The sequence below is a fragment of the Caldimonas hydrothermalis genome (assembly GCF_056746695.1).
In genome coordinates, this window is record NZ_JBWQXA010000016.1 from 22386 (window position 1) to 46204 (window position 23819).

General features: G+C 69.2%; 22 protein-coding genes. 20 read left to right on the forward strand and 2 right to left on the reverse strand.

Features of this window, described 5'->3' with window-relative positions:
• Positions 1-59 precede the first annotated feature (59 nt).
• The 6 genes from AC1ECW_RS15415 (at position 60) to AC1ECW_RS15440 (ending at position 7972) form a co-directional block, all read left to right on the forward strand.
• Positions 60-1172, forward strand: a complete 1113-nt coding sequence (locus tag AC1ECW_RS15415) for a sensor histidine kinase (protein ID WP_481202197.1) — start codon at positions 60-62, stop codon at positions 1170-1172.
• A gap of 8 nt (positions 1173-1180) precedes the next feature.
• Positions 1181-1552, forward strand: coding sequence for a response regulator transcription factor (locus AC1ECW_RS15420; protein WP_481202198.1), 372 nt, complete (start codon positions 1181-1183; stop codon positions 1550-1552).
• Between the two features lie 56 nt (positions 1553-1608).
• A complete protein-coding gene (locus AC1ECW_RS15425) occupies positions 1609-2349 on the forward strand; it encodes an HD-GYP domain-containing protein (protein ID WP_409663767.1) in 741 nt (246 codons plus the stop codon).
• A gap of 3 nt (positions 2350-2352) precedes the next feature.
• The gene (locus AC1ECW_RS15430) at positions 2353-4509 is read left to right on the forward strand and encodes a PAS domain S-box protein (protein WP_409663764.1); all 2157 of its coding nucleotides are present in this window, start codon (positions 2353-2355) and stop codon (positions 4507-4509) included.
• A gap of 137 nt (positions 4510-4646) precedes the next feature.
• Positions 4647-5438, forward strand: coding sequence for an ABC transporter substrate-binding protein (locus AC1ECW_RS15435; protein WP_409663761.1), 792 nt, complete (start codon positions 4647-4649; stop codon positions 5436-5438).
• A gap of 8 nt (positions 5439-5446) precedes the next feature.
• Entirely contained in the window at positions 5447-7972 is a 2526-nt protein-coding gene (locus AC1ECW_RS15440; RefSeq protein ID WP_409663758.1) for a sensor histidine kinase, read from the forward strand.
• 15 nt (positions 7973-7987) lie between these two features.
• On the opposite strand, the gene AC1ECW_RS15445 is transcribed toward AC1ECW_RS15440, so the two are convergent.
• Positions 7988-8755, reverse strand: a complete 768-nt coding sequence (locus tag AC1ECW_RS15445) for a sulfite exporter TauE/SafE family protein (RefSeq protein WP_409663755.1) — start codon at positions 8753-8755, stop codon at positions 7988-7990.
• A gap of 433 nt (positions 8756-9188) precedes the next feature.
• Between AC1ECW_RS15445 and AC1ECW_RS15450 the strand changes: the two genes are divergently transcribed.
• The 6 genes from AC1ECW_RS15450 (at position 9189) to AC1ECW_RS15475 (ending at position 15443) form a co-directional block, all read left to right on the forward strand.
• The gene (locus tag AC1ECW_RS15450; protein ID WP_481202199.1) at positions 9189-10319 is read left to right on the forward strand and encodes an ABC transporter substrate-binding protein; all 1131 of its coding nucleotides are present in this window, start codon (positions 9189-9191) and stop codon (positions 10317-10319) included.
• 45 nt (positions 10320-10364) lie between these two features.
• Complete coding sequence (locus AC1ECW_RS15455) at positions 10365-11357, forward strand: Bug family tripartite tricarboxylate transporter substrate binding protein (RefSeq protein ID WP_481202200.1); 993 nt, start codon at positions 10365-10367, stop codon at positions 11355-11357.
• A gap of 142 nt (positions 11358-11499) precedes the next feature.
• A complete protein-coding gene (locus tag AC1ECW_RS15460; protein ID WP_481202201.1) occupies positions 11500-11799 on the forward strand; it encodes a hypothetical protein in 300 nt (99 codons plus the stop codon).
• 2 nt (positions 11800-11801) lie between these two features.
• Positions 11802-12758 (forward strand): AraC-like ligand-binding domain-containing protein, encoded by a 957-nt coding sequence (locus tag AC1ECW_RS15465; RefSeq protein ID WP_481202202.1) that lies wholly within the window; start codon positions 11802-11804, stop codon positions 12756-12758.
• Between the two features lie 82 nt (positions 12759-12840).
• Positions 12841-14283, forward strand: a complete 1443-nt coding sequence (locus AC1ECW_RS15470) for a mannose-1-phosphate guanylyltransferase/mannose-6-phosphate isomerase (RefSeq protein ID WP_409663049.1) — start codon at positions 12841-12843, stop codon at positions 14281-14283.
• Positions 14283-15443 carry a WecB/TagA/CpsF family glycosyltransferase gene (locus tag AC1ECW_RS15475; protein ID WP_481202203.1) on the forward strand — a complete coding sequence of 387 codons (1161 nt, stop codon included), beginning with the start codon at positions 14283-14285 and terminating at the stop codon, positions 15441-15443. Before AC1ECW_RS15470 ends, AC1ECW_RS15475 begins: the two co-directional genes overlap by 1 nt.
• Here the strand turns inward: AC1ECW_RS15475 and AC1ECW_RS15480 are convergent.
• Entirely contained in the window at positions 15440-16810 is a 1371-nt protein-coding gene (locus AC1ECW_RS15480) for a UDP-glucose dehydrogenase family protein (RefSeq protein WP_409708129.1), read from the reverse strand. The genes AC1ECW_RS15475 and AC1ECW_RS15480 overlap by 4 nt on opposite strands.
• Positions 16811-17052: 242 nt before the next feature.
• Here AC1ECW_RS15480 and rfbB point away from each other — a divergent pair, with 242 nt between their 5' ends.
• The 8 genes from rfbB to AC1ECW_RS15520 all read left to right on the forward strand — a co-directional run.
• Positions 17053-18126: a dTDP-glucose 4,6-dehydratase gene (gene rfbB / locus AC1ECW_RS15485; RefSeq protein WP_409708126.1), complete on the forward strand. Its 1074-nt coding sequence runs from the start codon at positions 17053-17055 to the stop codon at positions 18124-18126.
• Positions 18123-19019 (forward strand): dTDP-4-dehydrorhamnose reductase, encoded by an 897-nt coding sequence (gene rfbD / locus AC1ECW_RS15490; RefSeq protein ID WP_409708123.1) that lies wholly within the window; start codon positions 18123-18125, stop codon positions 19017-19019. Before rfbB ends, rfbD begins: the two co-directional genes overlap by 4 nt.
• A 119-nt stretch (positions 19020-19138) precedes the next feature.
• The gene (gene rfbA, locus AC1ECW_RS15495) at positions 19139-20020 is read left to right on the forward strand and encodes a glucose-1-phosphate thymidylyltransferase RfbA (RefSeq protein ID WP_409708120.1); all 882 of its coding nucleotides are present in this window, start codon (positions 19139-19141) and stop codon (positions 20018-20020) included.
• Complete coding sequence (gene rfbC, locus AC1ECW_RS15500; RefSeq protein ID WP_409708117.1) at positions 20020-20571, forward strand: dTDP-4-dehydrorhamnose 3,5-epimerase; 552 nt, start codon at positions 20020-20022, stop codon at positions 20569-20571. The genes rfbA and rfbC overlap by 1 nt, the downstream gene beginning before the upstream one ends.
• Before the next feature lie 34 nt (positions 20572-20605).
• Positions 20606-21397, forward strand: a complete 792-nt coding sequence (locus AC1ECW_RS15505; protein ID WP_409708114.1) for an exodeoxyribonuclease III — start codon at positions 20606-20608, stop codon at positions 21395-21397.
• A 147-nt stretch (positions 21398-21544) separates the two neighbouring features.
• Positions 21545-22180 (forward strand): hypothetical protein, encoded by a 636-nt coding sequence (locus AC1ECW_RS15510; RefSeq protein ID WP_481202204.1) that lies wholly within the window; start codon positions 21545-21547, stop codon positions 22178-22180.
• Positions 22181-22271: 91 nt separating this feature from the next.
• Positions 22272-22790, forward strand: a complete 519-nt coding sequence (locus AC1ECW_RS15515; RefSeq protein ID WP_409708108.1) for a flavin reductase family protein — start codon at positions 22272-22274, stop codon at positions 22788-22790.
• A gap of 195 nt (positions 22791-22985) precedes the next feature.
• Positions 22986-23819, forward strand: an 834-nt coding sequence (locus AC1ECW_RS15520; RefSeq protein ID WP_481202205.1) for a contractile injection system protein, VgrG/Pvc8 family, incomplete at its 3' end; no start/stop codon positions are given.

Genomic DNA, 23819 nt, shown 5'->3' on the forward strand with positions numbered 1-23819 from the left:
GCACCAGATGATCAAAATGATAACAATGAGCGTACTGACACTTGCCAACCAGGCCCCCCATGCAGAAGACCCTCTTCACCCTGTTCGAGTCGCTGAACTGCGGCTTCATCTGGGTGGACCGTGATTCGAGAGTGCGCTACATCAACGCGCAGGCATCGTCCCTGACGGCGTTGCAGCCGCAGGCGGCCGTTCCGCATGGGCCGCTGCGCCGGGCGATCGACGCCGTGCTGGCCGGGCGCACCGCCTTGCCGCTGGCGCTGCCCACGGCCTCCGGCGACGGGCGCACGCTCAAGCTGCGCGTGATGCAGGGGCTGGGACGCGACGACGCCGCCGTGTTCGTGTCGGTGGATGCCGACATGGCGCCCGCCGTTGGGCTGGACAACTTGCTGACCGTCATCCGCACGGACCTCTCCGAGCCCTGGAAGCGCTGCTCGGTCGCGCTGGGGCTGGCCCGTCAGTCGCCGGACCGCCACGCGCTGGAGGCGCTGTTCGACGAGGTGGAAGAGGTCGGCGGCGTCTTGAGCAAGCTGATCGATCTCGCGCAGATCTGGTCGAGCGAATCGCTCCTGTCCAACGACCGGATCGACATGTGGGATCTCGTGCGCGAGGTGTGGAAGAACGTCGAGGCGCTGGCGCGGTCCCGTTCGGTGCAGGTGCGTTTCACGCGCTTCCCGCGGGACGTCCAGCTGTCCACTGTGTATGGCAGCCACGCCTGGCTGCTGCGCGTGTTCATCGAATGCCTGGAGGCGGCGATCCGCGCCACGCCGGCCGGTGGCACGGTGGACATCGAATACCACCAGATGGGACCGCGGGTGCTGGTGGTGTTCCGCGACTGCGGATTGTTCGCGCCCCGGCGCCTCCATGCCGATCGCCTGGACGACCTGACATCGGCCGGATCGCGCACAGGCGAGGCGCCGCGCCTGAGCGCCCGGGATCTGATCGGCCTGCGCCTGTGCAAGCAGATCGTCGAGTTGCACGGCGGGCAGTTGCGCGAGGAAATGGAGGACGGCCTGCGCAACTTCCTCATCGACCTGCCCACGGGCGCGCCGGCACGAAACGCCACCCCCGAGATGGACATTCAGCAGGCGCAGCTGTACGCGCGCGACCTGGCCGCCCTGATGGCGCACCGCCGCGCCGAGCTCCCGCCGACCGGACCCCTGACGAACGCTTAGGAGCCACCATGAAGAAGATCCTGATCGTCGAAGACCACGCCGACATCCGAAAACTCATCCGCATGACGCTCGAGTTCGAGAACTACGAGATCCACGAGGCGGCCGACGGCGTGTTCGGCCTGAAGATGGCTCAGGCCATCCGCCCCGATATGGTGCTCATGGACGTGATGATGCCGGGAGAGCTCGATGGCCTGCAGGTGTGCCAGCGCATCAAGAGCGACCCGGCGTTGCGTCACATCCACGTGGTGCTGCTCACGGCCAGGGGGCAGACCAAGGACCGGGAAGCGGGTCTGCAGGCCGGCGCCGACAACTACCTCGTCAAGCCCTTCAGCCCTTTGCAGCTGATCGAAACCATCGAACAACTCCTGACGCCGGCCTGATCATGGACACCGGCGCCTCACGCATCACCCGCCCGGCTCCCCTGGCGGGGCCCTCGATGGGCCTGCAGGACACCGATGCCGTGCTCTCCCAGATGGAGCGGATGCTGAACGACCTGCACCGCCTGTACCGCGAGCGCAACCTCGCGCTGCAGGAGGTGTCGGCGGCGCACCATGAAGCGCTGATGCGGCTGGCCCTGGCCGCAGAGTACCGCGACGACGACACCGGCATCCACATCGTTCGCATCGGCTTCCTCGCCGAGCGCCTGGCCCTGGCGGCAGGCTGTCCGGCCGAATGGGCGCGCATGCTGCGTATGGCCGCGCCCATGCACGACATCGGCAAGATCGGCATTCCCGATGCGGTTCTCAAGAAGCCAGGCGCGCTGGATGACGCCGAGCGCACCACCATGAAGCTGCATCCGGAGATCGGTGCGGCGATCCTGGGCCGCTCGAGGAACCCACTCTTCCAGCTTGCCGCCGAGGCGGCCGCAAGCCACCACGAGCGCTTCGACGGGACGGGCTACCCGCGCGGGCTGGCGGGCGATGCGATCCCCTTATCCGGCCGCATTGTGGCGATCGTGGACTTCTTCGACGCGCTCACGATGGATCGCTGCTACCGCAAGGCGTATTCGGACGAGGACGCGTTGCGCATGCTCGTCCAGCAGCGCGGGCGAGCGTTCGACCCGATGCTCGTGGACATCTTCGTGCGCGACATCGAGTCGCTGTGCGCGTTGCGCGACTCCGTCAACGACCAGGCTCTGAGCTTCCAGGGCCTGCTCGAGCTGCCGCCACAAGGGTGATGCATGGGCCGAACGCTTCCGCGTCTGCGCCATCAGCTCCTCGCCTTGCTGAGCGGGGTGGTGGTCTCGGCCACCATCATGGGATCACAACTGCCCAGCCATCCCGCGGCCGCGGCGGTGGGGGTGTCCTGCCTGGTCCTGTTGTCCTACGCGCTCGGCCTTCGGGCCCTCGCACCGCTGCAGCGCCTCGCGGCGTTCTCGCGACGCCTGACCGACCGGCCCGGCAGCTTCTACGTGGGCCATACCCCCACGCGAGAGGTGGCCGACCTGGCGGACGCCCTCAACGAGGCCTCCCTGCGGCTTGAGGCGCAGCTCGATGCGGTGGGCGTGGCGCAGGAACGCCTGACGGCGATGCTGGGCGCCATGCCCGACGCCTTCATCGGGCTGAGCGACCGCATGACGGTGACGCTCGTGAACCCGGCCATCACGTCCCTGTTCGGCCTGCAGCCCGAAGAGGTGATCGGGCAACCCCTGCAGCGCCTGATCCCGGCGCTGGACGCCGCGCGCTTCGCCGAGGTGGTGCGCGGTGGGGTGCTCATGTCCTCCACAGGCGTGCGCGTGGCAAGGCTGGAGGCCAACGGTCTGCGGCACGAAGGAACGGCCTTCCCCATCGAGGTCTCCATCTCCGACATCGCGCCGGCGGGCGACACCTGCTACGCCTGCGTGGTGCGCGACCTCACCGAGAAGCGCTGGGCCGACGACCAGCTGCGCCTGTTCAATCGCGCGCTGGATGCCTCGCGCAACGGCGTGGTCATCGCCTCGATGGTCTGGCCCGACGCTCCGGTCGTCTACGCCAACCCGGCCTTTGCCGACATCACGGGCTGGAGCTGCGAGGACATCATCGGCCGCAACTGCCGCATCCTCCAGGCCGATGACCGCGCGCAACCGGGAGTGGCTCTGTTGCGCGAGGCCATCGCGGCCGGCCAGCCCGTGCAGACCACGCTGCGCAACTACCGCCGCGACGGAACCCCCTTCTTCAACGAGCTGTCGCTGTCCCCGGTCGCGGACGCGCAGGGTTCGCTCACCCACTACATCGGCGTGATCAACGACGTGACCCAGCGCGAGGTGGCGCGCCGCGCCCTGGCCGATCGCAGCGCCCGCCTGGACACCATCTTCAAGCTCAGCCCGGACTGCTTCGTGCTGTTCGACGGCGACGGCTGGCTCGCCTACTGCAACCCGGCCTTCCTGGAGATCACCGGCTGGCAGGCCGACCGGGTGATCGGCGTGCTCGACCTGGCGACCTTCGACAGCTACTTCAGCGAGCTGTGCGACCCGTCCATACCCTACGATCCGATCGTGGTGCCCCTGGACGACCACCGTCCGGGTCCGGACAAAGAAGTCACCCTGGAGATGCATCGGCCCCAGCGCCGGACGCTCAAGCGGACGGTGCGGCGCACGATGACCGAATCCGGCGAGACCATCCTCTTCTTCCGGGACGTGACGCGTGAAAGCGAAGTCGATCGCATGAAGAGCGAATTCCTCACGACGGCAGCCCACGAGCTGCGCACGCCCATGGCCAGCATCTTCGGCTTCAGCGAACTGCTCCTGAGGCGGCAGGTGCCCGATGAGCGCCGCAAGGACATGCTCGAGATCATCCACCGGCAGGCGTCCTGGTTGATCAACATGCTCAACGAGTTGCTGGATCTCGCGCGCATCGAGGCGCGCCAGGGCAAGGACCTCAAGCCCGAGCCGGTCCGGATCGGCGAGCTCGTCTCGACCACGCTGGGCAGCCTGCTCGTTCCCGGCGATCCGCGGCAGGTGCAGTGGGAGGTCGACGACGCGGCCGTGGACCTGGTGGTGCATGTGGACCCCGAGAAGACCCGCCAGGCGCTGCTCAACGTCCTGTCCAATGCGTACAAGTACTCGCCGGCCGGTGGCGAGGTCCGCTTGAGCACGCCGCTGGCGTTGCACGACGGCGTGCGCCATGTCGGGATCCGGGTTCAGGACCAGGGCATCGGGATGACCGCGGCTCAGATGGCGCGCGTGTGCGAGCGCTTCTATCGGGCGGACCCCTCCGGCAGCATCCCCGGCACCGGCCTGGGCATGTCGCTCGTCAAGGAGATCGTCGAGCTGCAGGGCGGGCGGGTGGCCATACAGAGCGAGTATGGCGTGGGCACGGTGGTCACGATCTGGCTTCCGCTGGCAGGTGCCGGGCCATGAACCCCGAAAGCCTGCGGGGCGGCGCGGCATCCGTCACGATCCTTCGACTCCTCCAGTGCGCCAGACGCTTGCGGTCTGGCACAGTGCCGGCAGGCGCCGGCTCAACCCAACCGGCGCGTCGTGCGCCTGTGAACGTCATGAACCTGAAGATCCTGATCGCCGGCTTGTCCCTGGGCCTGCTGACCACCGCGGCGGCCGCCAACGCCGGGGCCCTCGAGCGCGTGCGCAGCTCCGGCGAGCTGCGCGTGTGCATCTGGCCTGACTATTACGGCATCACCTACCGCAACCCGAAGACGCAGGAGCTCAGCGGCATCGACATCGACCTGTCGAAAGAGTTCGCCAGTGAGCTGGGTGTCACCCTGCGGTACGTGGAGTCCTCCTTTGCAACGCTCGTGCAGGACGTCACGCAGCGCCGCTGCGACGTGGCGATGTTCGCCGTGGGCAAGCTGCCGCAGCGCACCAAGGTCATGCGCTTCTCGCCGGCCTATCTGTCCAGCGGCATCTACGCCATCACGATGCGCACGTCCCGCGTGGTGCGAAACTGGTCTGACATCGACAGGGCCGGCGTGAAGGTGGCCGTGCAGGCCGGCACCTTCATGGAGCCCGTGATGCGTGAGTCGCTCAAGCAGGCCGAGATGGTCGTGGTGCGTCCCCCGGCCACTCGCGAGCAGGAGCTGGAGGCCGGCCGCGTGGACGTGTTCATGACCGACTATCCCTACAGCCGCCGCCTGCTGGACAACGCCGACTGGGCGCGCCTCATCTCCCCGCCCCAGCCCTTCTTCGTGCTCGACTACGGCTACGCCAGCGAACTCGGGGACGAGGCCTGGGGAGCCGTGATCGACGCCTTCGTTGCGCGCATCCGCCGCGATGGCACTCTCGAGACCGCTGCACGCCGGCATGGCTTGAGCGAGATCGTGGTGCGCCGCTAGGATGGCCGATGGCGCACCGGACCTCTCCCTACCGACTGCTCCCGCGATGGCTGCCCCCTTGGCTGGCCGTCGCCCTGGGGGGCGTGACGGCATGCGTCGTGGCCGTCATGGCGGCACTGTTCCTCCACTACGACCGCGCCAGCACGCTTGATCGGGAACGCGAGAGTGCGGCCATGGTGGCACGCGTCCTGGAAGATCACGTCACGCGGTCGCTGGATCACTTGGATCGCTTGCTGCGGACCTTGTCGGAGGCGGTGCAGGCGTCGGAGGCCCTGCGCGTGACCGTGCTGCTGGAGCAGGCGGCCCAGGGGCAGCCGCTGGTCCGCAGCCTGTCGTTGCTCGATGCCACGGGCCTCGTCCTTGCAAGCTCGCAGCCGGTCAACCTGGAAGCCCGGATCGATCCGCGGCATCTGGAGGTGGCCGCTCAGGTCCAAGCCGCCGTGCTCGGAGGATTGTTCAAGGGGCGCGACCTGGACAGCTTCGAGGCGGCGGCATCGCCACTGGACATGATCCTGCTGGTCCAGAAGGTGCGCCATGATGCGGCTGCCGAGGGGGCCTACCTGGTCGCAGCCCTCAATCCAAGCGTCTTGGCCAACCACTTTCATCTCGTGGCCGCCACCTCCGGCCATGCGGTGACGCTGACCAACTATCAGGGGCGCGTGCTCGTGGCCGATGTCGAGGCCCCGTGGTCCGCCCTGGAGGCACCGTCGCTGCAGGGTCACCCCGCCTTTGTCGACTATCTGCCGCAGCGCGAGCACGCCGACCTGATCGGGCCTGGCGTGCTGAGCGCGCAGGCGGTGCAGGCCTTTCGCGCATCGCGCACGTGGCCGCTGGTGGTGATCGTCGAGAAGCCCGTGGAAGCGGCCCTGGCCATCTGGAGAGAGCGTGCCACACGGATCACGGTGGCCGTGGCACTGGCCTGGCTGTTCATCGGAGGGGCTGCGCTGGCAGGTTATCGCAACCTGCGGGGCCTGCGCCTGCTGGGCGAAAGGCTCACGAAGGCCAACGAACGCATCGCACACAGCGAGCGCGATCTTCGATTGCTGGTCGAGGGCCTGCACGAGATCATGTTCCGCACCGACCCCCTGGGCCATGTGGTGACGGCGAACGGCCGATGGAGCGAGCTCACCGGTCTGTCACGCGAGGAGATCGACGGCCGCCCGCTCGCCGAGCTCGTCCAGCCGGAGTTCCGCTCCGCCGTCACGCGCCTGGTGGCGCAGCAGGGCCGCTCGGCCTCCGAGCCGGCGGTGCTGACGGTGCAGCTGGTCTCCCGCAAGGAGACGGCTCCCACCGTCGAGCTGTCGCTGTCCTGGGTCGAACCCTCGGGCGTTCGTACGGCAGGTTATGTGGGCTTTGCCGTCGACGTCACCGAGCGGGAGAAGGCGCGGCGCGAGCTTCAGCGGCAGCTCGAGTTCAGCCAGACCGTGCTGCAGATCGTGCCCGAGCCCTTGTTCGTGAAGGATGCACAGCGAAGGTTCCTGGCCGTCAACCGCGCCTGGGAGGAGTTCACCGGCCTCTCGGCGGCGCAGGTGATCGGACGGTGCAGCAGCGATCTGCAGCCCGAGGAAGAGCACCAGGTGAACGATGCGCACGACATCGCCTTGCAGCACGGCCGGGACAAGACCAGCTACGAACTGCAGCTGCGGCGTGCGGACGGCCAGTTGCGCGACGTGGTGATCACCAAGGCCGCGCTTCGAAGCGGCAACCACATGCTGGGCATCGTGGGCAGCGTGCACGACGTCACCGACTTCCTTGCCGCGCAGCGCGCCATCGCCAAGGCGCGCGATGCCGCCGTGGCCTCCGACAACGTCAAGAGCGGCTTCATCGCCAATGTCAGCCACGAGCTGCGCACGCCGCTGCAGTCCATCCTCGGGTTCTCCGAACTGGCCCTGCGGCGCTCGACGACCCCCGAAAAGCTGCGCAGCTTCCTCGAGGACATTCACGCCTCGGGGCAGCGCATGCTCACCCTCGTGAACGAACTGCTGGACATCTCGAAATTCGAATCGTCGCTGCAGGATCTCGTCCTGCAGAGCGAGGACCTGTGCGACGTGGTGCGCCAGGTGGCGCACGAAATGGCCCCGATCGCGGCACAACGTCAGGTGACGCTGGAGGTGGAGCTGCCCCAGCAGCCGCTTTACCTGCCCCTTCACCGCTTCCGCTTGTCGCAGGTCATCCGCAATGTGATGGCCAACGCCCTGCGCTTCAGCCCGCCTCAGAGCCAGGTGCGCGTCGTGCTGGGGATCGATGGGCGTGGTGCCAGCATCCGCGTGTGTGACCAGGGGCCGGGTGTTCCCGAGGCCGAGCTGGAGGCCATCTTCGAGCCGTTCACGCAGTCCTCGCGCACCGGTGACGGCGCCGGCGGCACCGGCCTGGGCCTGACCATCTCGCGCAGCATCATGAAAGCCCACGGCGGTCGCATCTGGGCAGCCAATCAGCGCGACGGCGGTGCGGTGTTCACGATCTGGCTGCCGTTCACGTCCGTCGCTCAAGATGGCACGGTGCGCTTCGTCACCACCCAGCCAGGGCGGCTGTGATCGCCACCGCCGACGTCAGGCCGCGGGGCCGAAGGCGTCCCACCCCGTCTTCAGGATCAGCGCGCCCACCACCACGATGAAGAACACGCGCACGAAGCCGGCGCCGTGCTTGAGCGCCAGGCGCGTGCCCAGCAGGCTGCCCACCACGTTGGCCACCGCCATCACCAGGGCGTAGTGCCACCAGACGTGGCCCTTCCAGGCGAACAGGGCCAGGGCCGAGAGGTTGGTGGCCGTGTTCAGCAGCTTGGCGCTGGCCGAGGCGTGCAGGAAGTCGTAGCCCAGCACCCGCACGAAGAGGAAGACGAAGAAGCTGCCGGTGCCCGGGCCGAAGAAGCCGTCGTAGAAGCCGATGACCAGGCCGATCAGTGAGGCGAGCAGCGCCTCGGTGTGCCCCTGGTGGTGGCGGGTGTGGTCGCGGCCCAGGTCCTTCTTCGCCAGGGTGTAGAGGAAGACGGCCCCCAGGATGAAGGGCAAGGCGCGGCGCAGGCCCTCGGCCGACACCTGCGTGACGGCCCAGGCCCCCAGGAAGCCGCCGGCCAGTGCCGCCACGGCGGCCGGCAGCAGGGCCGACCAGGGCAGGGTCACGCGCCGGCTGTACTGCAGCGTGGCCCAGGCCGTGCCCCAGACCGAGGCGCCCTTGTTGGTGCCGAACAGCGTGGCCGGGGCGGCCCCTGGAAACACCCCGAACAGGGCCGGCACCAGGATGAGGCCGCCACCGCCGACGATGGCATCGACAAAACCGGCCAGCAGCGAGGCCAGCGTGACCACGAGGAATTCGAGCATGGATGGCGTGGGCGAGCCCCAAAACAAAGGGCGCCGGCTTGTGGCCGGCGCCCTCGAATTGTGACATTCCTTGTGCGCGTCACCGCGTCTGTTCGCGTGCTTCTCTGTGTCTCCTCAGTCCCCCGCCGTGTGCAGCGCCAAGCCTGGCGGGCCTGACCTGCAGCGAGTACGGCGACTGTAAGGAAAGCCCGTGGGCGGTGCACTAGGGGTTTCCCTGCACAAATTTGGAGCATTTCCGGAGAAACCCGCAGATCGCACCGATCCCGGCACCCCCGCGAATGAAGGGCCGGTTCAGGGGGTGAATCTGCGGCATCCGTCACGCTCGACATGACTATCCCGGATATGAACGGTCGTGCACTTCTGTGACACTTTGACACATTGGGGCGGGCCGGCCGGCCTGCCCGGGGCTGCGACGTTCGAGAAGGAGGCCAAGATGACACCCGTTCGTACCACCCGACGCCGATTGATCCTGGGCGCGGCTGCAGCCGTGGGCGGGGCCTGGGCTTGGCCTGCGGGGGCCCAGGAAGGCGACATCGTCGTGGGCCAGAGTGCACCGCAGACCGGCCCGGTGGCCGTGGCGTTTCAGGGGGCGTTGGCGGGGGGGCGGCTGGCCATCGAGGAAGTCAACCGCAAGGGCGGCCTCAACGGCCGGCGCATCCGCCTGGTGCTGCTGGACGATGCCTATGACACCCAGCGCACCGTGGAGAACGTGCGCCAGCTCGTCGAGCAGGAGAAGGTGGTGGCCCTCACCGGTCTGGGCAGCACGGCCGGGGTGGCGGCCATCTCGCCCTACATCGCCGAAAAACGCGTGCCGCTGGTGGGGATCTACACCGGCGCACACGTGCTGCGGTTACGCCACCATCCCTACCTGTTCACCTCGCAGGCGAGCTTCAAGGACGAGGTGGAGCACCAGCTGCGCACGCTGGTCACGCTGAAGATGGACCGCATCGGCGTGGCCTTCCAGGACAACGAGTTCGGCAAGCTGATGATGCCGGTGGTGGAGGCTGCTGCCAAGGAGCTGGGGGCCACCTTGGTGGCTTCCGCCCCGTTGGCCGTGGATGGCAGCACCTCGGCCCAGGCGGTGGGCACGATCTCGCAGGCCCGCCCGATGGCCGTGTTGCTGATCGCGGTGGGCCCGTCGGTGGTGGGTTTCGTCAAGGCCGCCAAGGCGGGGCTGAACGTGCCGATCTACACCTTGTCGGTGGCCGCCAGCGCCGTGCCGGCCCTGGGGGCCGAGGCCCGCGGGCTGGCCATGACCCAGGTGGTGCCCTATCCTTGGCGTCAGGTCAACCCGATGGCGCGCGACTTCAACCGCGAGGCCGCCGCGGCGGATGTGCCGGTGAACTACAACAGCTACGGCGGCTACCTGGCGGGCCGCTTCCTGATCGAAGCCTTGCGCCGCGCCGCGCCCAACGTGACGCCCGAGACCATCGTGCGGGCCATTCAGGGCATTCGCGGTTGGGAGCTGGGGGGCAACCCGCTCAACTTCAGCCCCACCAACCACCACGGCTCGAACTGGGTGGAAATCACCATCGTTGGCCCCGATGGCAAATTCATGCGCTGATCTCTTACAGTGGGCGGCTGTCCTCACCTGCTGCCGGAGTCGCGTATGCCCTGTGCCCCCGTATCCCGATCCGTCCGTCGCTTGCTGCTGGCGGCGCTGTCCGCGGCCGCGCTGGTGGCCGCCGGCCTGGCCCATGCCCAGTCTCAGCCGCCGATCAAGCTGCTGGTGGGCTTTCCGGCCGGCGGCGGCACCGATGCCATCGCCCGCACCCTGGCCGACCGCCTGAAGGAGCACCTGGGCCGAGCGGTGCTGGTGGAGAACAAGCCCGGCGCCGGCGGTCAGATCGCGGCGCAGACGCTCAAGGCCTCGCCACCGGACGGCAGCACCCTTTTCATCTCGCACGACCACACGATCACCATCTTGCCCATGGTGGTGAAGAACCCCGGCTACGACTCGGCGCGTGACTTCGTGCCGGTGGCTGGTTTCGCCACCTTCGTGAACGCCTTTGCGCTGTCGGCCGGCACGCCGGCCAAGAGCGTCGATGAGTACGTGGCCTGGGTGAAGTCGCAGGGCCAGGGCAAGGCGAGCATCGGCGTGCCCGCGCCGGCATCCACGCCGGAGTTCCTGGTCAAGGTGATGGGCGAGCGCTATGGTCTCGACCTCGTGAGCGTGCCCTACCGTGGCAGTGCGCCGATGATCGGCGACATGCTGGGCAACCAGATCGCCGCCGGCACCGGCTCGGTGCCCGACTTCATCGAGCACCACAAAGCCGGCAAGCTGCGCGTGGTGGCGGTGCTGGGCGGCCAGCGCCAAGCCGTGCTGCCCGATGTGCCCACCTTCTCGGAGCTGGGCCTCAAGGGCCTGGAAGCCCCGCCCTACTACGGCCTCTTCGCGCCGGCGGGCACGCCCCAGCCGGTGCTCGAGCAACTCGCCCAGGCGCTGGCCAAGACCATCGCCGAGCCGCAGGTGAAGCAACGCCTGACCGGCTGGGGCCTGGACGTGGGCTTCATGAGCGGGCCGCAACTGGCCCAGCGTGAGGCCGCCTACCGCCAGGTCTGGGCCGAGATCATCCGCAAGACGGGCTTCCAGCCTCAGTGAGTCAGAAGGGATAGTGGCGCGGCGCCGTCTGCACCGTGATCCAGCGCAGCTCGGTGAACCCTAAATCCGGCAGTTCACCGCCCGCGATCGCCCGTTGAGCAAGCACTGGCGCGGTTTCGTCGGGTCGCGGCGCACTCACCATATGGGTAAAGCACGACGCAAGGCGCTGGCGATGCGCCGAGGGGGTGGCGGCGGCGAGCAGCCGCCGCAGGTGGTGGACATGCTGGGCGGGCGCATGCACGTGCGTTGGGACGAGGGCGCGGCGGCCACACCGCACGGCCAGCTGGTGTTCTTCGCCGAGTTCCTGGCCGCCACCGGCGTGTTCGACCGTTGGGTGGCAAGCTGCCCGCTCGAGTACCGCAGCGGCAACGCTGCCCACAAGCGCGACGTGCTGGGCACGCTGATGCTGGGGCTGCTGGCCGGGCACCGGCGCTACCACTGACCTTGCTCCTTGTCGGCATTTTCAACAAGGACCAAGAACTCCACTTTTCAGGGGCAAGGTCAATCAGCCGCCTGTTCTGCGGCTTGGAGTCCGATGTCTACGGCGACACCGACTTCGACGGGCGCATGATCAGTGCCCACGCCGGGGCGGTCATCCTGACACGGCTGGAGGCCAACCGCCACCGGGTCATGCGCTCGCGCGAGAAGGTCCGCGCCAGCGACCATGGCTACCTCAAGATCGTGGCGCCATACACCGGCTGCGCCGGCGTCGAGCAGAGGGGCCGGCTGGCCTGGGTCACGCCCGGCCAATGGAGCATCTACGACACCACGGACACCTACTCGGTGGCCAATCCGGTGCGGGTGGAGCACCTCATCGTGATGGTGCCCAAGGCGCACCTGATCGAGCGTGGGTTGGCGCTGGACGGGCTGATGGCGCGGCGCCTGGGCGGTGGCGGCGGTGTGGCCCGCCTGGCGCTGGAGACCATGCGCAGCGTCTACCGCGAGCTGCCGGGCATGCACGATGAGGCGGCGCGCGCCGCCGGCGAGGCGATCACGCAGTTCGTGCATCTGTCGCTGCTGGAGCTGGCCGGGCGGGGGACCGCGATGTCCCAGCGCGAGGCCCTGAGAGAGCGCATCAAGCAACTGGTGGCTGCCCGCCTGGGCGACCCTGGGCTGAGCGTCGACGGCATCGCCGCCACCCTGAACTGCAGCCGCCGCCACCTGTACAACGCCTTTTCGGACGAAGCCGAGGGCGTGGCCGGCTACATCCTGCGCGAGCGCCTGGAGGCCTGCCGGCGTGAGCTGCTGCGCCCGCAGCGCCGCTCGGTGACCGAGATTGCGCTGGCCCATGGCTTTGCCAACCTGGCGCATTTCAGCCGGGTGTTCAAGTCGCGCTACGGCATGCCGCCGCGCGACTACCGCGAGCACACCCGTCACCTGCTGGGCGAGGCCACGCCCTGAGGGCGACGCATCCCGCGATGGCGGGGGTGACAGCGCGCGCGCGAGGCGGTCCAATGCGGGCCGTTCCTGCTATCGTGCGTCCATGCAGATCCAGCCCGTCATCCTGTGCGGCGGCTCGGGCACCCGCCTGTGGCCTGCCTCGCGAGAGCACCACCCCAAGCAGCTCCTGGCCCTGCTGGGGGAGGACTCCCTGCTCCAGGCCACGGCCCGGCGGCTCGAGGGGTTGGACGGGCTGAGCGCCCTGCCCCCGCTGGTGGTGGCCAACGAGCAATACCGCTTCGTCATCGCCGAGCAATTGCGCCAGGTGGGCCAGGAGGCGCGCATCGTGCTGGAGCCTGCGGGGCGCAACACCGCACCCGCCCTCACGCTGGCGGCCCTGGCGGCCCTGGCCGACGGTGACGACCCCCTGCTGCTGGTGATGCCCTCGGACCACGTCGTGCGCGACCTGAGCGCCTTTGGACAGGCCGTGACCGAGGGCGCGCACCATGCCCGGCAGGGCGCCTTCGTCACCTTCGGCGTGAGGCCCGACCGGCCCGAGACCGGCTATGGCTACATCCGCGCCGGCGAACGCTGCGCCGCCGAGGGTCGGGCCTGTCGTCTCCACGCCTTCGTCGAGAAACCCGACGCCGATACGGCCGCTGCCTATGTGGCCAGCGGCGAGTACTTCTGGAACGCCGGCATCTTCCTGCTGCGGGCCTCGGCCTGGCGGCAGGCGGTGCAACGGCTGGCGCCTGCGATCCTCACGGCCTGCGAGCAGGCCCTGGCGCGTGCGCGCCGCGACCTCGACTTCCTGCGGGTGGACCGGCCCGCCTTCGAGGCCTGCCCAGCCGACTCCATCGACTACGCCGTGATGGAAAAACTCGCCGCACACCCCGAGCTCGGCCCTGGCGTCGTGGTGCCGATGAGCGTGGGCTGGTCCGATGTCGGGGCCTGGGATGCCTTGTGGGCCGTGGCCGACAAGGACGAGGCCGGCAACTGGGTGCGGGGCCAGGCGGTGCTCGAGGACACGCGCAACAGTCTGGTGATGGCCAGCTCGCGCCTGGTGGCCACCGTGGGCTTGGACGATGTGGTCGTCGTCGAGACGCCCGATGCCGTGCTCGTGGCCGACAAGGCCCACACCCAGTCGGTGAAGAAGATCGTGGAGCGGCTGCGCCGCAACGGCCAGCAGCAGGCCCTGCAGCACCGCAAGGTCTACCGGCCCTGGGGCTGGTACGACGCGATCGACGGCGGCGAACGCTTCCAGGTCAAGCGCATCGTCGTCAACCCGGGCGCGCGGCTGAGCCTGCAGATGCACCACCACCGCGCCGAGCACTGGATCGTCGTGCGCGGCACCGCCGAGGTCACCTGCGAGGATCGCTGCTTCCTGCTCACCGAAAACCAGTCCACCTACATTGCGCTGGGCCAGCGTCACCGCTTGGCCAACCCGGGCAAGGTGCCGCTGGAAATCATCGAGGTGCAGTCGGGCGCCTATCTCGGCGAAGACGACATCGTGCGCTTCGAGGACCATTACGGACGTTCGGCGTGATGTCGGCCGAGCCTGCCGCCGCCATGCCCCGGCCGGCGAGCCCGCCGGTCATCGACCTGGACCGGCGGGTGGTCTGCCTGTTCGGCCTGCCCTTCGACGTGACCGACCTGGCCGGCGCCGTGCAGGCGGTGCGCGAGGCGGCGCGCACCGGGCGACGCTGCTGGGTGTCCACGCCCAACCTGAATTTCGTGATCGCGGCCCGCGAGGACGCCGCGTTCCGGCGTTCGGTGCTGCTCAGCCAGCTCAGCCTGGTCGATGGCATGCCCCTGGTGTGGGCCGCGCGCCTGTTGGGGCTGCCTGTGCGCGAGCGCGTGGCCGGCTCGGATCTCTTCGAGGCCTTGAGCCGGGGCGACCCCGACGAGCCGGTCAAGGTCTATTTCTACGGCGGCCCGCAGGGCGCCGCCCAGGCCGCCTGCGAGCGGCTCAACGAGCGCGGCGGCGGGCTGCGCTGCGTGGGCTTCGAGTCCCCGGGCTTCGGCACGCTCGACTCGATGAGCACGCCGCAGACCCGGCAGCGCATCGATGCGGCCGGCGCGGACTTCGTCGTCGTGGCGCTCGGCGCGAAGAAGGGGCAGGCCTGGATCGCGCGCAACCACCCGCACCTGCAGGCCCCGGTCATCAGCCATCTCGGGGCGGTGGTCAACTTCGAGGCCGGCACGGTGCGCCGCGCGCCGGGCGTGTGGCGACGACTCGGCCTGGAGTGGCTGTGGCGCATCGGGCAGGAGCCGGCGTTGTGGAAACGCTATGCACGCGATGCGGCGGCCGCGCTGCCGCTGCTGATGGGCTCGCTGCTGCCTCTGTGGTGGGCGCAGCGCCGGCGCGGCCCGGCGGTATTGGACGTGCGGGTCGAGCCCGCGGGGCCCTCTTGCGGCCACCGCGTGCGGCTGGCCGGCTGGGCCCGTGCGGACAACCTCGGGCCGCTGCGCGCGGCGCTGAAGCAGGCCTTGCACCGAGCGCAGCCGCTGGAGATCGAGCTGTCCGGGCTGCACGACCTCGATGCCGAGGCCATGGGCCTGCTGCTGCTGGCGCAGGCCCGGCAACTGCTCAGCGGCCAGCCGCTGCGGGTGTCTGGCGCCACGCCGGCCTTGCGCCGACGCATCGCCCAGCACGGCTGCGCCGATCTGCTGGAAGGGGAAGGCGAAACGGGTTCCAGGCCCTAATCGCGCGGCATCGGCCGCCCGATGGCGTGGTACTCGATGCCTTCCTGGCGCATGCGTTGCGGCGCATACAGGTTGCGCCCGTCGAAGACCAGCGGCTGCTTGAGCTGCGAGCGCAGGGCGCCGAAGTCGGGGCTGCGGAAGATCTTCCACTCGGTGGCGATCACCAAGGCATCGGCGCCGGGCAGGGCCGCATCGGGCGTGTCGACGAAGCGCAGGCGCTCGAACCAGCCGGGCTGGTCGGCCAGATCCTGCCGCAGCACACGTTGCGCCTCCTTCGAGGCCACCGGGTCGTAGGCCGTCACATCCGCCCCGCGTGAGAGCAGCTCGCGGATGATCACCCGGCTGGGGGCGTCGCGCATGTCATCGGTGTTGGGCTTGAAGGCCAGGCCCCACAGCGCGAAACGGCGGCCGCGCAGATCCTCGCCCAGGCGGGCGACGATCTTGCGCACCAGCACCCGCTTCTGACGCTCGTTGACCTGTTCGACCGCTTGAATGACCTGCAATTCCATGCCGTGCTCGCGTGCGGTGTGCAGGATCGCGCGCGTGTCCTTCGGGAAGCACGATCCGCCGTAGCCGGTGCCGGCGTAGAGGAAGTCGTAGCCGATGCGCGAATCCGAGCCAATGCCCAGGCGCACGGCCTCGATGTCGGCGCCCACCGCATCGGCCAGGTTGGCCAGCTCGTTCATGAAGCTGATGCGCGTGGCCAGCATCGCGTTGGCGGCGTACTTGGTGAGTTCGGCCGAACGCACGTCCATGTAGATCGTGCGCTGGTGGTTGCGCTGCAGCGGTTCGTACAGGCGATCCATCACCTCGCGCGCGCGCCGGCCCAGTTCCCCTCCGGGCAGACCCAGCACGATGCGGTCGGGCCGCATGAAGTCGGCCACTGCGGCGCCTTCCTTCAGAAACTCGGGGTTGGACACCACCGCGAATTCGTGCGCCACACCCCGGCGGCGCAGTACCGCGGCGATCTCCTCGCGCACCCGGTCGGCCGTGCCCACCGGCACCGTGCTTTTGTCCACCACCACGGTGAAGCCGTCCAGAGCCTGCGCCAGCGAGCGCGCCGCTGCCAGCACGTGGCGCAGGTCGGCCGAGCCGTCCTCGTCCGACGGCGTGCCCACCGCGATGAACACCACCTCGCGACCGGCCACGCCCTCGTGCACGTCGCTCGTGAAATGCAGCCGGCCGTTGGCCAGGGCCGGTCGGATCAGGGCCTCGAGCCCGGGCTCGTAGATGGGCACCTCGCCTTGCCGCAGGCGGCGCACCTTGTCCTCGTCGATGTCGATGCAGGTGACATGGATGCCCAGGTCGGCGAAGCAAGCGCCGGTGACCAGGCCGACGTAGCCCGAACCGATGACAGCAATCTTCAATGGACTCTCCGCAGATGAGGGGCGGCGCGCGTGGCGCGGGCCGCCATGGTGCGGATTATCCCCTCGCCGTTCAGGGGCCGGGTGGCCGCGGGCCGGGGCCCCCTTGCCTGGGTGGCCGCAAGGCCCTGATCCCCGACATGAGGGTGGCCGCCGGTTGGCCGTTGGACGTGCGACTCGCACAATACGGGCTCCTGGCGCACGAAGCGCCCGTGAACCTTTCCGCATCAGGCAGACCCTCACCCATGATCCTCGTCACCGGCGGCGCCGGCTTCATCGGCAGCAACTTCGTGCTGGACTGGCTCGCGCACAGCGACGAGCCCGTGCTCAATCTGGACGCCCTGACCTACGCGGGCAATGTGCACAACCTCGACAGCCTGCGCGGCGACCCCCGGCATGTCTTCGTGCATGGCGACATCTGCGACCGCGCCCTGCTCGACCGGCTGCTCGCCACGCACCGGCCGCGCGCCATCGTCCACTTCGCTGCCGAAAGCCACGTGGACCGCTCCATCCACGGCCCCGGCGCCTTCATCCGCACCAATGTGCAAGGCACCTTCACGCTGCTGGAGGCCGCGCGTGCCCACTGGCAGGCCCTGCCGGCCGACGAGAAGGCCGCCTTCCGCTTCCACCACGTGTCCACCGACGAGGTCTATGGTTCGCTGGGTCCGCAGGAGCCGGCCTTCACCGAGACCCATCCCTACGAACCCAACAGCCCCTATTCGGCCAGCAAGGCCGCCAGCGACCACCTCGTGCGCGCCTGGTTCCACACCTACGGCCTGCCGGTCCTGACCACCAACTGCTCGAACAACTACGGGCCCTACCACTTCCCCGAGAAGCTCATCCCGCTGATGATCGTCAATGCCCTGGCCGGCAAACCCCTGCCGGTCTATGGCGACGGCCTCAACGTGCGCGACTGGCTGTATGTGACGGATCACTGCAGCGCCATCCGCACCGTGCTGGCGCGTGGCCGCGTGGGCGAGACCTACAACGTGGGCGGCTGGAACGAGATGACCAACCTCGAGATCGTGCGCACCGTGTGCGCCCTGCTCGACGAACTGCGGCCCGACCCTGCCGGCCCCCACAGCCGGCTGATCACCTTCGTGAAGGACCGTCCCGGCCATGACCGCCGCTACGCCATCGACGCGCGCAAGATCGAGCGCGAACTCGGTTGGCGTCCGGCCGAGACCTTCGCCACCGGCATCCGCAAGACGGTGCAGTGGTATCTCGACCATCCCGAGTGGGTCGCCCAGGTGCAAAGCGGCGCCTACCGGGAATGGATCGCCACCCAATACCAGCCCTCGGACGCCAAAGCCGCATGAAGGTCCTGCTGCTCGGCAAGAACGGCCAGGTCGGCTGGGAGCTGCAGCGCGCGCTCGCCCCCCTGGGCGAGGTGGTGGCACTCGACCGCCACGGCCACGACGGGCTGTGCGGCGATCTGACGCAACTCGACAGCCTGGCCGCCACCGTGCGCACGCTTCGCCCCGACGTGATCGTCAATGCTGCGGCTCACACGGCCGTGGACCGCGCCGAGAGCGAGCCCGCGCTGGCGGCCCTGCTCAACGCCACCGCTGCCGGCGTGCTCGCCCGCGAGGCCGCGGCCCTGGGGGCCTGGCTGGTGCACTACAGCACCGACTATGTCTTCGACGGCAGCGGCGATCGGGCCCGCCGGGAGGACGACCCCACCGGCCCGCTGAGCGTCTATGGCCGCAGCAAACTCGAAGGCGAGCAGCTCATCGCGCAAAGCGGCTGCCGTCACCTGATCTTCCGCACGAGCTGGGTCTATGCCGCGCGCGGCGGCAACTTCGCCAAGACCATGCTGCGCCTGGCCGGCGAGCGCGAGCGCCTCACCGTGGTGAACGACCAGATCGGCGCGCCCACCGGGGCCGAGCTGATCGCCGACGTGACCGCGCATGCGCTGCGTGCCGTGCAGGAGCGGCCCGGGCTGTCGGGCCTGTACCACCTCGTGGCGGCCGGCGAGACGAGCTGGTTCGACTACGCCCGCCACGTCATCGAATGGGCCCGCGCGCGCGGGCACGCGGTCCGTGTGGCCCCCCAGGCCATCGAGCCCGTGCCCACCACTGCGTTTCCCACACCGGCACGCCGGCCCTTGAACTCCCGTCTCGACACCACCCGCCTGCGCGAGGCCTTCGGGCTTGTCCTGCCGCCCTGGCAGCACGGGGTGGACCGCATGCTCGCTGAAATCCTTCCCTAGACCCATATGAAACACCTTCACTTCACCGCACCGACCCGGGCCGCCGCGCCGGGCCGTCCCAAGCCAGGCCCGGCCCCCCTCGGGGGGGTGGCGGCCGGTACGGACGGCGGAGGGCTGTCATGACCCGCAAAGGCCTCATCCTCGCCGGAGGCTCCGGCACCCGGCTGCACCCGGCCACGCTGGCCATCAGCAAGCAACTGCTGCCGGTGTACGACAAGCCCATGATCTACTACCCACTGTCGGCCCTGATGCTGGCGGGCATCCGCGAGATCCTCATCATCTCCACGCCGCAGGACACCCCGCGCTTCCAGCAACTGCTGGGCGACGGCAGCGCCTGGGGGCTGTCGCTGCAGTATGCGGTCCAGCCCAGCCCCGACGGCCTGGCCCAGGCCTTCCTGATCGGCGAACGCTTCCTGGCCGGCGCGCCCAGCGCGCTGGTGCTGGGCGACAACATCTTCTACGGCCATGACCTGGCCTCGCGGCTCAAAGCGGCGCAGGACCGCGCGCGCGGCGCCACGGTGTTCGCCTACCCGGTGCACGACCCCGAGCGCTACGGCGTGGTCGAGTTCGACGCCAGCGGGCGGGCCATCAGCCTGGAGGAAAAACCCCGTCAGCCCAAGAGCCGTTATGCCGTGACGGGCCTGTACTTCTACGACGCCCAGGTCGTCGAGCGCGCCAAAACGCTCCAGCCCAGCGCGCGCGGCGAACTCGAGATCACCGACCTCAACCGCCTGTACCTGCAGGCCGGCGAACTCGACGTGCAGGTGCTGGGCCGCGGTGACGCCTGGCTCGACACCGGCACGCACGATTCCCTGATCGAGGCCAGCCAGTTCATCCAGACGCTGGAGAAGCGCCAGGGCCTCAAGATCTGCTGCCCCGAGGAGATCGCCTGGCGCCAGGGCTGGATCAGCGCCGACCAGCTCGCCGGCCTGGCCGCCCCGCTGTCCAAGAGCGGCTATGGCCAGTATCTCCAGCAGGTGCTCACCGAAAAGGTGTTCTGATGAAGGTCACCCCCACCCGATTGCCGGAAGTTCTGATCTTCGAGCCGCGCATCTTCGGCGACGAGCGCGGCTTCTTCCTCGAAAGCTTCCGCCAGGCCGTCTTCGACGAAGCCGTCGGCCGCCACTTCGATTTCGTGCAGGACAACCATTCGCACTCCCGCCGCGGGGTGCTGCGTGGGCTGCACTACCAGCTCGACCCGATGGCCCAAGGCAAGCTCGTGCGCGTCACGCAAGGCCGCGTGTTCGACGTGGCGGTGGACCTGCGCCGCTCCAGCCCGCGCTTTGGCCAGTGGGTCGGCGTGGAGCTCAGTGGCGAGAACCACCGCCAGCTCTGGGTGCCACCGGGCTTTGCGCATGGCTTCCTGGTGCTCAGCGACAGCGCCGATTTCCTCTACAAGACCACGAACTACTACGCCCCGCAGGCCGAACGCTGCATCCGCTGGGACGACCCCGTCCTCGGCATCGACTGGCCCGATGCCGGCGTGGCCCCGCAGGTGTCGGCCAAGGATGCCCAGGGCGTGTCGCTGACGCAGGCCGAGGTCTTCGCCTGAGCGGGCGTCGGGCGGGGAAGGTAAGCTCGCGCCCATGCTGCGCATCATCACCTCCAACCTCAACGGCATCCGCTCGGCGGCGAACAAGGGCTACTTCGACTGGCTGGGCCAACAACAGGCCGACATCGTCTGCCTGCAGGAGATCAAGGCCCAGCACGGCGACCTGACCGAGGCCATGCGGGCCCCGCACGGTCTGCAAGGCTGGTTCCACTGCGCCGAAAAGAAAGGCTATTCCGGCGTGGGCCTGTACAGCCGCCATGCGCCCAGCGACGTGAGAATCGGCTTCGGCTCGGCCGAGTTCGATGCCGAGGGCCGCTACGTCGAAGCCCGCTTCGACACCCCCTCGCGCAAGTTCTCGGTCATCAGTTGCTACTTCCCCAGCGGCTCCAGCTCGGACGAGCGCCAGCAGGCCAAGTACCGTTTCCTCGACGAGTTCTTCCCCCACCTGCAGCGCCTGAAGGCCGAGCGCGAGTTCGTGCTGTGCGGTGACGTGAACATCGCGCACAAGGAAATCGACCTCAAGAACTGGAAAAGCAACCAGAAGAACAGCGGCTTCCTGCCCGAGGAACGCGCCTGGTTCACCCGCATGGTCGACGAGATCGGCCTGGTCGATGTGTACCGCCGACTGCACCCCGATGCCACCGGCGAGGCCTACACCTGGTGGAGCAACCGCGGCCAGGCCTGGGCCAACAACGTGGGGTGGCGCATCGACTACCACGTGGCCAGCCCGGCGGTGGCCCAGACCGCCCGCGCCGCCAGCGTCTACAAGGCGCAGCGCTTTTCCGATCACGCGCCGCTGACCATCGACTATGACCTGGCGCTGTGAGGCCTGATGCCGGCCGGGCAAGTGGCGGCCCGGCATCGGCGCGAATTGCGCAGGGGTTTTCGTCCATTTGACGCATTCGGGCCGAGCCGAGCGTGCCTACACTGCGGCGCAGTGCCACCCACCGGACCGTTGCGTCCCTCCACCCCCATGAAAAAGCTCCTGATGACCGTCGCCCTCGGGGCGGCTGGTGCCCTGCCGGCCCAGGCGGGCGAGATCTACGGCAACATCGGCCTGCCGGGCGTGATGATCGGCTACGCGCAGCCGCTGAACAGCCATGTCGGCGTGCGCGCGGATGTGGCCACCCTGGGCTCGCGCAATGCCGACGGCACCGAGGAGGGCATCGACTACGAGGGCAAGGCCCGCGCCCACCGCGCCGGGGTGTTCGCTGACTGGTTCGTCTTTGGCGGCGGCTTTCGCCTGACCGGCGGCCTCACCGTCAACGACATGCGCGTGGACCTGTCCGGCCGCGGCCATGGCGGCACCATCGAGATCGGCGGCACCACCTACACCACCCAGCCCGGCGACCGCTTCGACGTGCGCATCGAGTTCCCGCGCGTCACCCCCTACCTGGGCATTGGCTACGGCCATCAGCCCGCCGGCACCGGTTGGGGCTTCGTCTTCGACCTGGGCGCCTCGATCGGCAAGGCCAAGGTCAGCGCCTCCACCAACATCGCCGGCGTGACGCAGGAGGACATCGATCGCGAGCTCGAGGAGCTGCGCAACGGCGTGGGCAAGGTGCGCGCGATCCCGCAGCTGAGCGTCGGGGTGAACTACCGCTTCTGAACGCGCCGCCGGCGCGGCATCCACGCAAAAAGGGGGGGCTTGCGCCCTTCCCCGGGGCCGGCCCTGGGGAATAATGGACGCTCACCCAGCCATGGACGTCGTGAACCCCCCCCGTCGGGCCGCCGCCCCCAGTTTCTCCCCGGTCGAGTTCCGCCAGGCGCTCGGCAGCTTCGCCACCGGCGTGACCATCGTCACCGCCCGGGCCAGCGACGGTCGTCTGATCGGGCTGACGGCCAACTCCTTCAATTCCGTCTCGCTCGACCCGCCGCTGGTGCTGTGGAGCCTGTCGCGCCTGGCGGGGTCGAAGCCGGCCTTTGAGCGCGGCTCGCACTACGCCATCCACATCCTCGCGGCCGACCAGATGGCCTTGGCCGAACGCTTTGCCACCAAGGGCGTGGATCGTTTCGCCGGGCTGCCCTGGCGCGAGGGCGCGGGTGGCGCACCGCTGCTCGACGGCGTGGCCGCGGTCTTCGAATGCTTCAACCGCAGCCGCTACGAGGAAGGCGACCATGTCATCTTCGTCGGCGAGGTCGAGCGCTGCGAGCGGCGCGCCGAGGCCTCGCCGCTGATCTTCCACGGCGGGCGCTACTTCACCGAACTGCCGCTGTGACACGTTGAGCGCATCGCGACTTGCGGCCTCCGGGCCACCCCCCACTTGCGGGGTCTCCTGCTGACGCACACCGCGCAGCCACGGGCGGATCTCCGCCCTTGTCACACCCTGTTTCCAAAACCAGCTGGCCTGTGCTGGGAGGGGCTTGCTAGCATCGCGCGGCTTTCAGGGACAAGGACAAGCAAGGGAGGCCTGATGAGCGAGCCTTTCGATGCGGGCGCGCTGGCGGCGGTGTGGATGCAGGCTTTGGGCGACGCCGCCCGGCTGCACCACATACAAGGCCCGGGGCTGCAGGGTCTGCTGGTCGAGCGCTTTTGGGGCTGGGAGGCGCTCAACGAGCCCTACGAGTGGACGGTGCACGTGCTGTCGCTGCGGGCAGACCACGAGCTGCAAGACTGGCTGGACTGCCGCGCCGAGCTGCACACCGTGGGCGCGCAAGGGCAAGGCTACCGACTCAGCGGCCACATTGCGCAGGCCCGGGCGCTGGCGAGCAACGGGGCGCTGGCGCGCTACGAACTGCTGATCGTGCCGTGGCTGTGGCGGCTGCGCCTGGGCGGGCGGCCGCGGGCGTGGCAGCACTGCAGCGTGCGCCACATCATCGACGACGTCTTGGCCGGCTACCAGCCGCGCGCGGCGTGGCGCTGGAGCGCCGAAGTCGACGCCCACCTGGAGGCATTGGGCCCGTGGGACTACGTCGTGCAAGGCCGCGAGAGCGACCTGGCTTTCGTACAACGCCTGCTCGCGCGCGCCGGGCTGGGCCTGCGCTTCGAAGAAGTCGACGGCCAAGACGATGCCAGCGGCCTGGGCCACCGCGCCGTGCTCTTTGCCCACAGCCCCGACCCCCAAGCCTGCCCCGAACACCCCGACAGCGCGCGCTGGGGCGCCATCCCCTACCACCGCGCCCACAGCCAAGAGCCGCGCGACAGCGTCCAGACCTACGAAGAACACGCCTGCCACGTCCCGGGCGTGCACACCACCCTGGGCTGGCACGACAGCGCCAAACGCGCCATCACGGCGCAAGCCCCGGGC

Excerpts from the sequence above, each read along its gene's own strand:
- AC1ECW_RS15415 (WP_481202197.1), top strand. The coding sequence starts at position 60 with ATGCAGAAGACCCTCTTCACCCTGTTCGAGTCGCTGAACTGCGGCTTC.
- AC1ECW_RS15420 (WP_481202198.1), top strand. The coding sequence starts at position 1,181 with ATGAAGAAGATCCTGATCGTCGAAGACCACGCCGACATCCGAAAACTC.
- AC1ECW_RS15425 (WP_409663767.1), top strand. The coding sequence starts at position 1,609 with ATGGGCCTGCAGGACACCGATGCCGTGCTCTCCCAGATGGAGCGGATG.
- AC1ECW_RS15430 (WP_409663764.1), top strand. The coding sequence starts at position 2,353 with ATGGGCCGAACGCTTCCGCGTCTGCGCCATCAGCTCCTCGCCTTGCTG.
- AC1ECW_RS15435 (WP_409663761.1), top strand. The coding sequence starts at position 4,647 with ATGAACCTGAAGATCCTGATCGCCGGCTTGTCCCTGGGCCTGCTGACC.
- AC1ECW_RS15440 (WP_409663758.1), top strand. The coding sequence starts at position 5,447 with ATGGCGCACCGGACCTCTCCCTACCGACTGCTCCCGCGATGGCTGCCC.
- AC1ECW_RS15445 (WP_409663755.1), bottom strand. The coding sequence starts at position 8,755 with ATGCTCGAATTCCTCGTGGTCACGCTGGCCTCGCTGCTGGCCGGTTTT.
- AC1ECW_RS15450 (WP_481202199.1), top strand. The coding sequence starts at position 9,189 with ATGACACCCGTTCGTACCACCCGACGCCGATTGATCCTGGGCGCGGCT.
- AC1ECW_RS15455 (WP_481202200.1), top strand. The coding sequence starts at position 10,365 with ATGCCCTGTGCCCCCGTATCCCGATCCGTCCGTCGCTTGCTGCTGGCG.
- AC1ECW_RS15460 (WP_481202201.1), top strand. The coding sequence starts at position 11,500 with ATGGGTAAAGCACGACGCAAGGCGCTGGCGATGCGCCGAGGGGGTGGC.
- AC1ECW_RS15470 (WP_409663049.1), top strand. The coding sequence starts at position 12,841 with ATGCAGATCCAGCCCGTCATCCTGTGCGGCGGCTCGGGCACCCGCCTG.
- AC1ECW_RS15475 (WP_481202203.1), top strand. The coding sequence starts at position 14,283 with ATGTCGGCCGAGCCTGCCGCCGCCATGCCCCGGCCGGCGAGCCCGCCG.
- rfbB (WP_409708126.1), top strand. The coding sequence starts at position 17,053 with ATGATCCTCGTCACCGGCGGCGCCGGCTTCATCGGCAGCAACTTCGTG.
- rfbD (WP_409708123.1), top strand. The coding sequence starts at position 18,123 with ATGAAGGTCCTGCTGCTCGGCAAGAACGGCCAGGTCGGCTGGGAGCTG.
- rfbA (WP_409708120.1), top strand. The coding sequence starts at position 19,139 with ATGACCCGCAAAGGCCTCATCCTCGCCGGAGGCTCCGGCACCCGGCTG.
- rfbC (WP_409708117.1), top strand. The coding sequence starts at position 20,020 with ATGAAGGTCACCCCCACCCGATTGCCGGAAGTTCTGATCTTCGAGCCG.
- AC1ECW_RS15505 (WP_409708114.1), top strand. The coding sequence starts at position 20,606 with ATGCTGCGCATCATCACCTCCAACCTCAACGGCATCCGCTCGGCGGCG.
- AC1ECW_RS15510 (WP_481202204.1), top strand. The coding sequence starts at position 21,545 with ATGAAAAAGCTCCTGATGACCGTCGCCCTCGGGGCGGCTGGTGCCCTG.
- AC1ECW_RS15515 (WP_409708108.1), top strand. The coding sequence starts at position 22,272 with ATGGACGTCGTGAACCCCCCCCGTCGGGCCGCCGCCCCCAGTTTCTCC.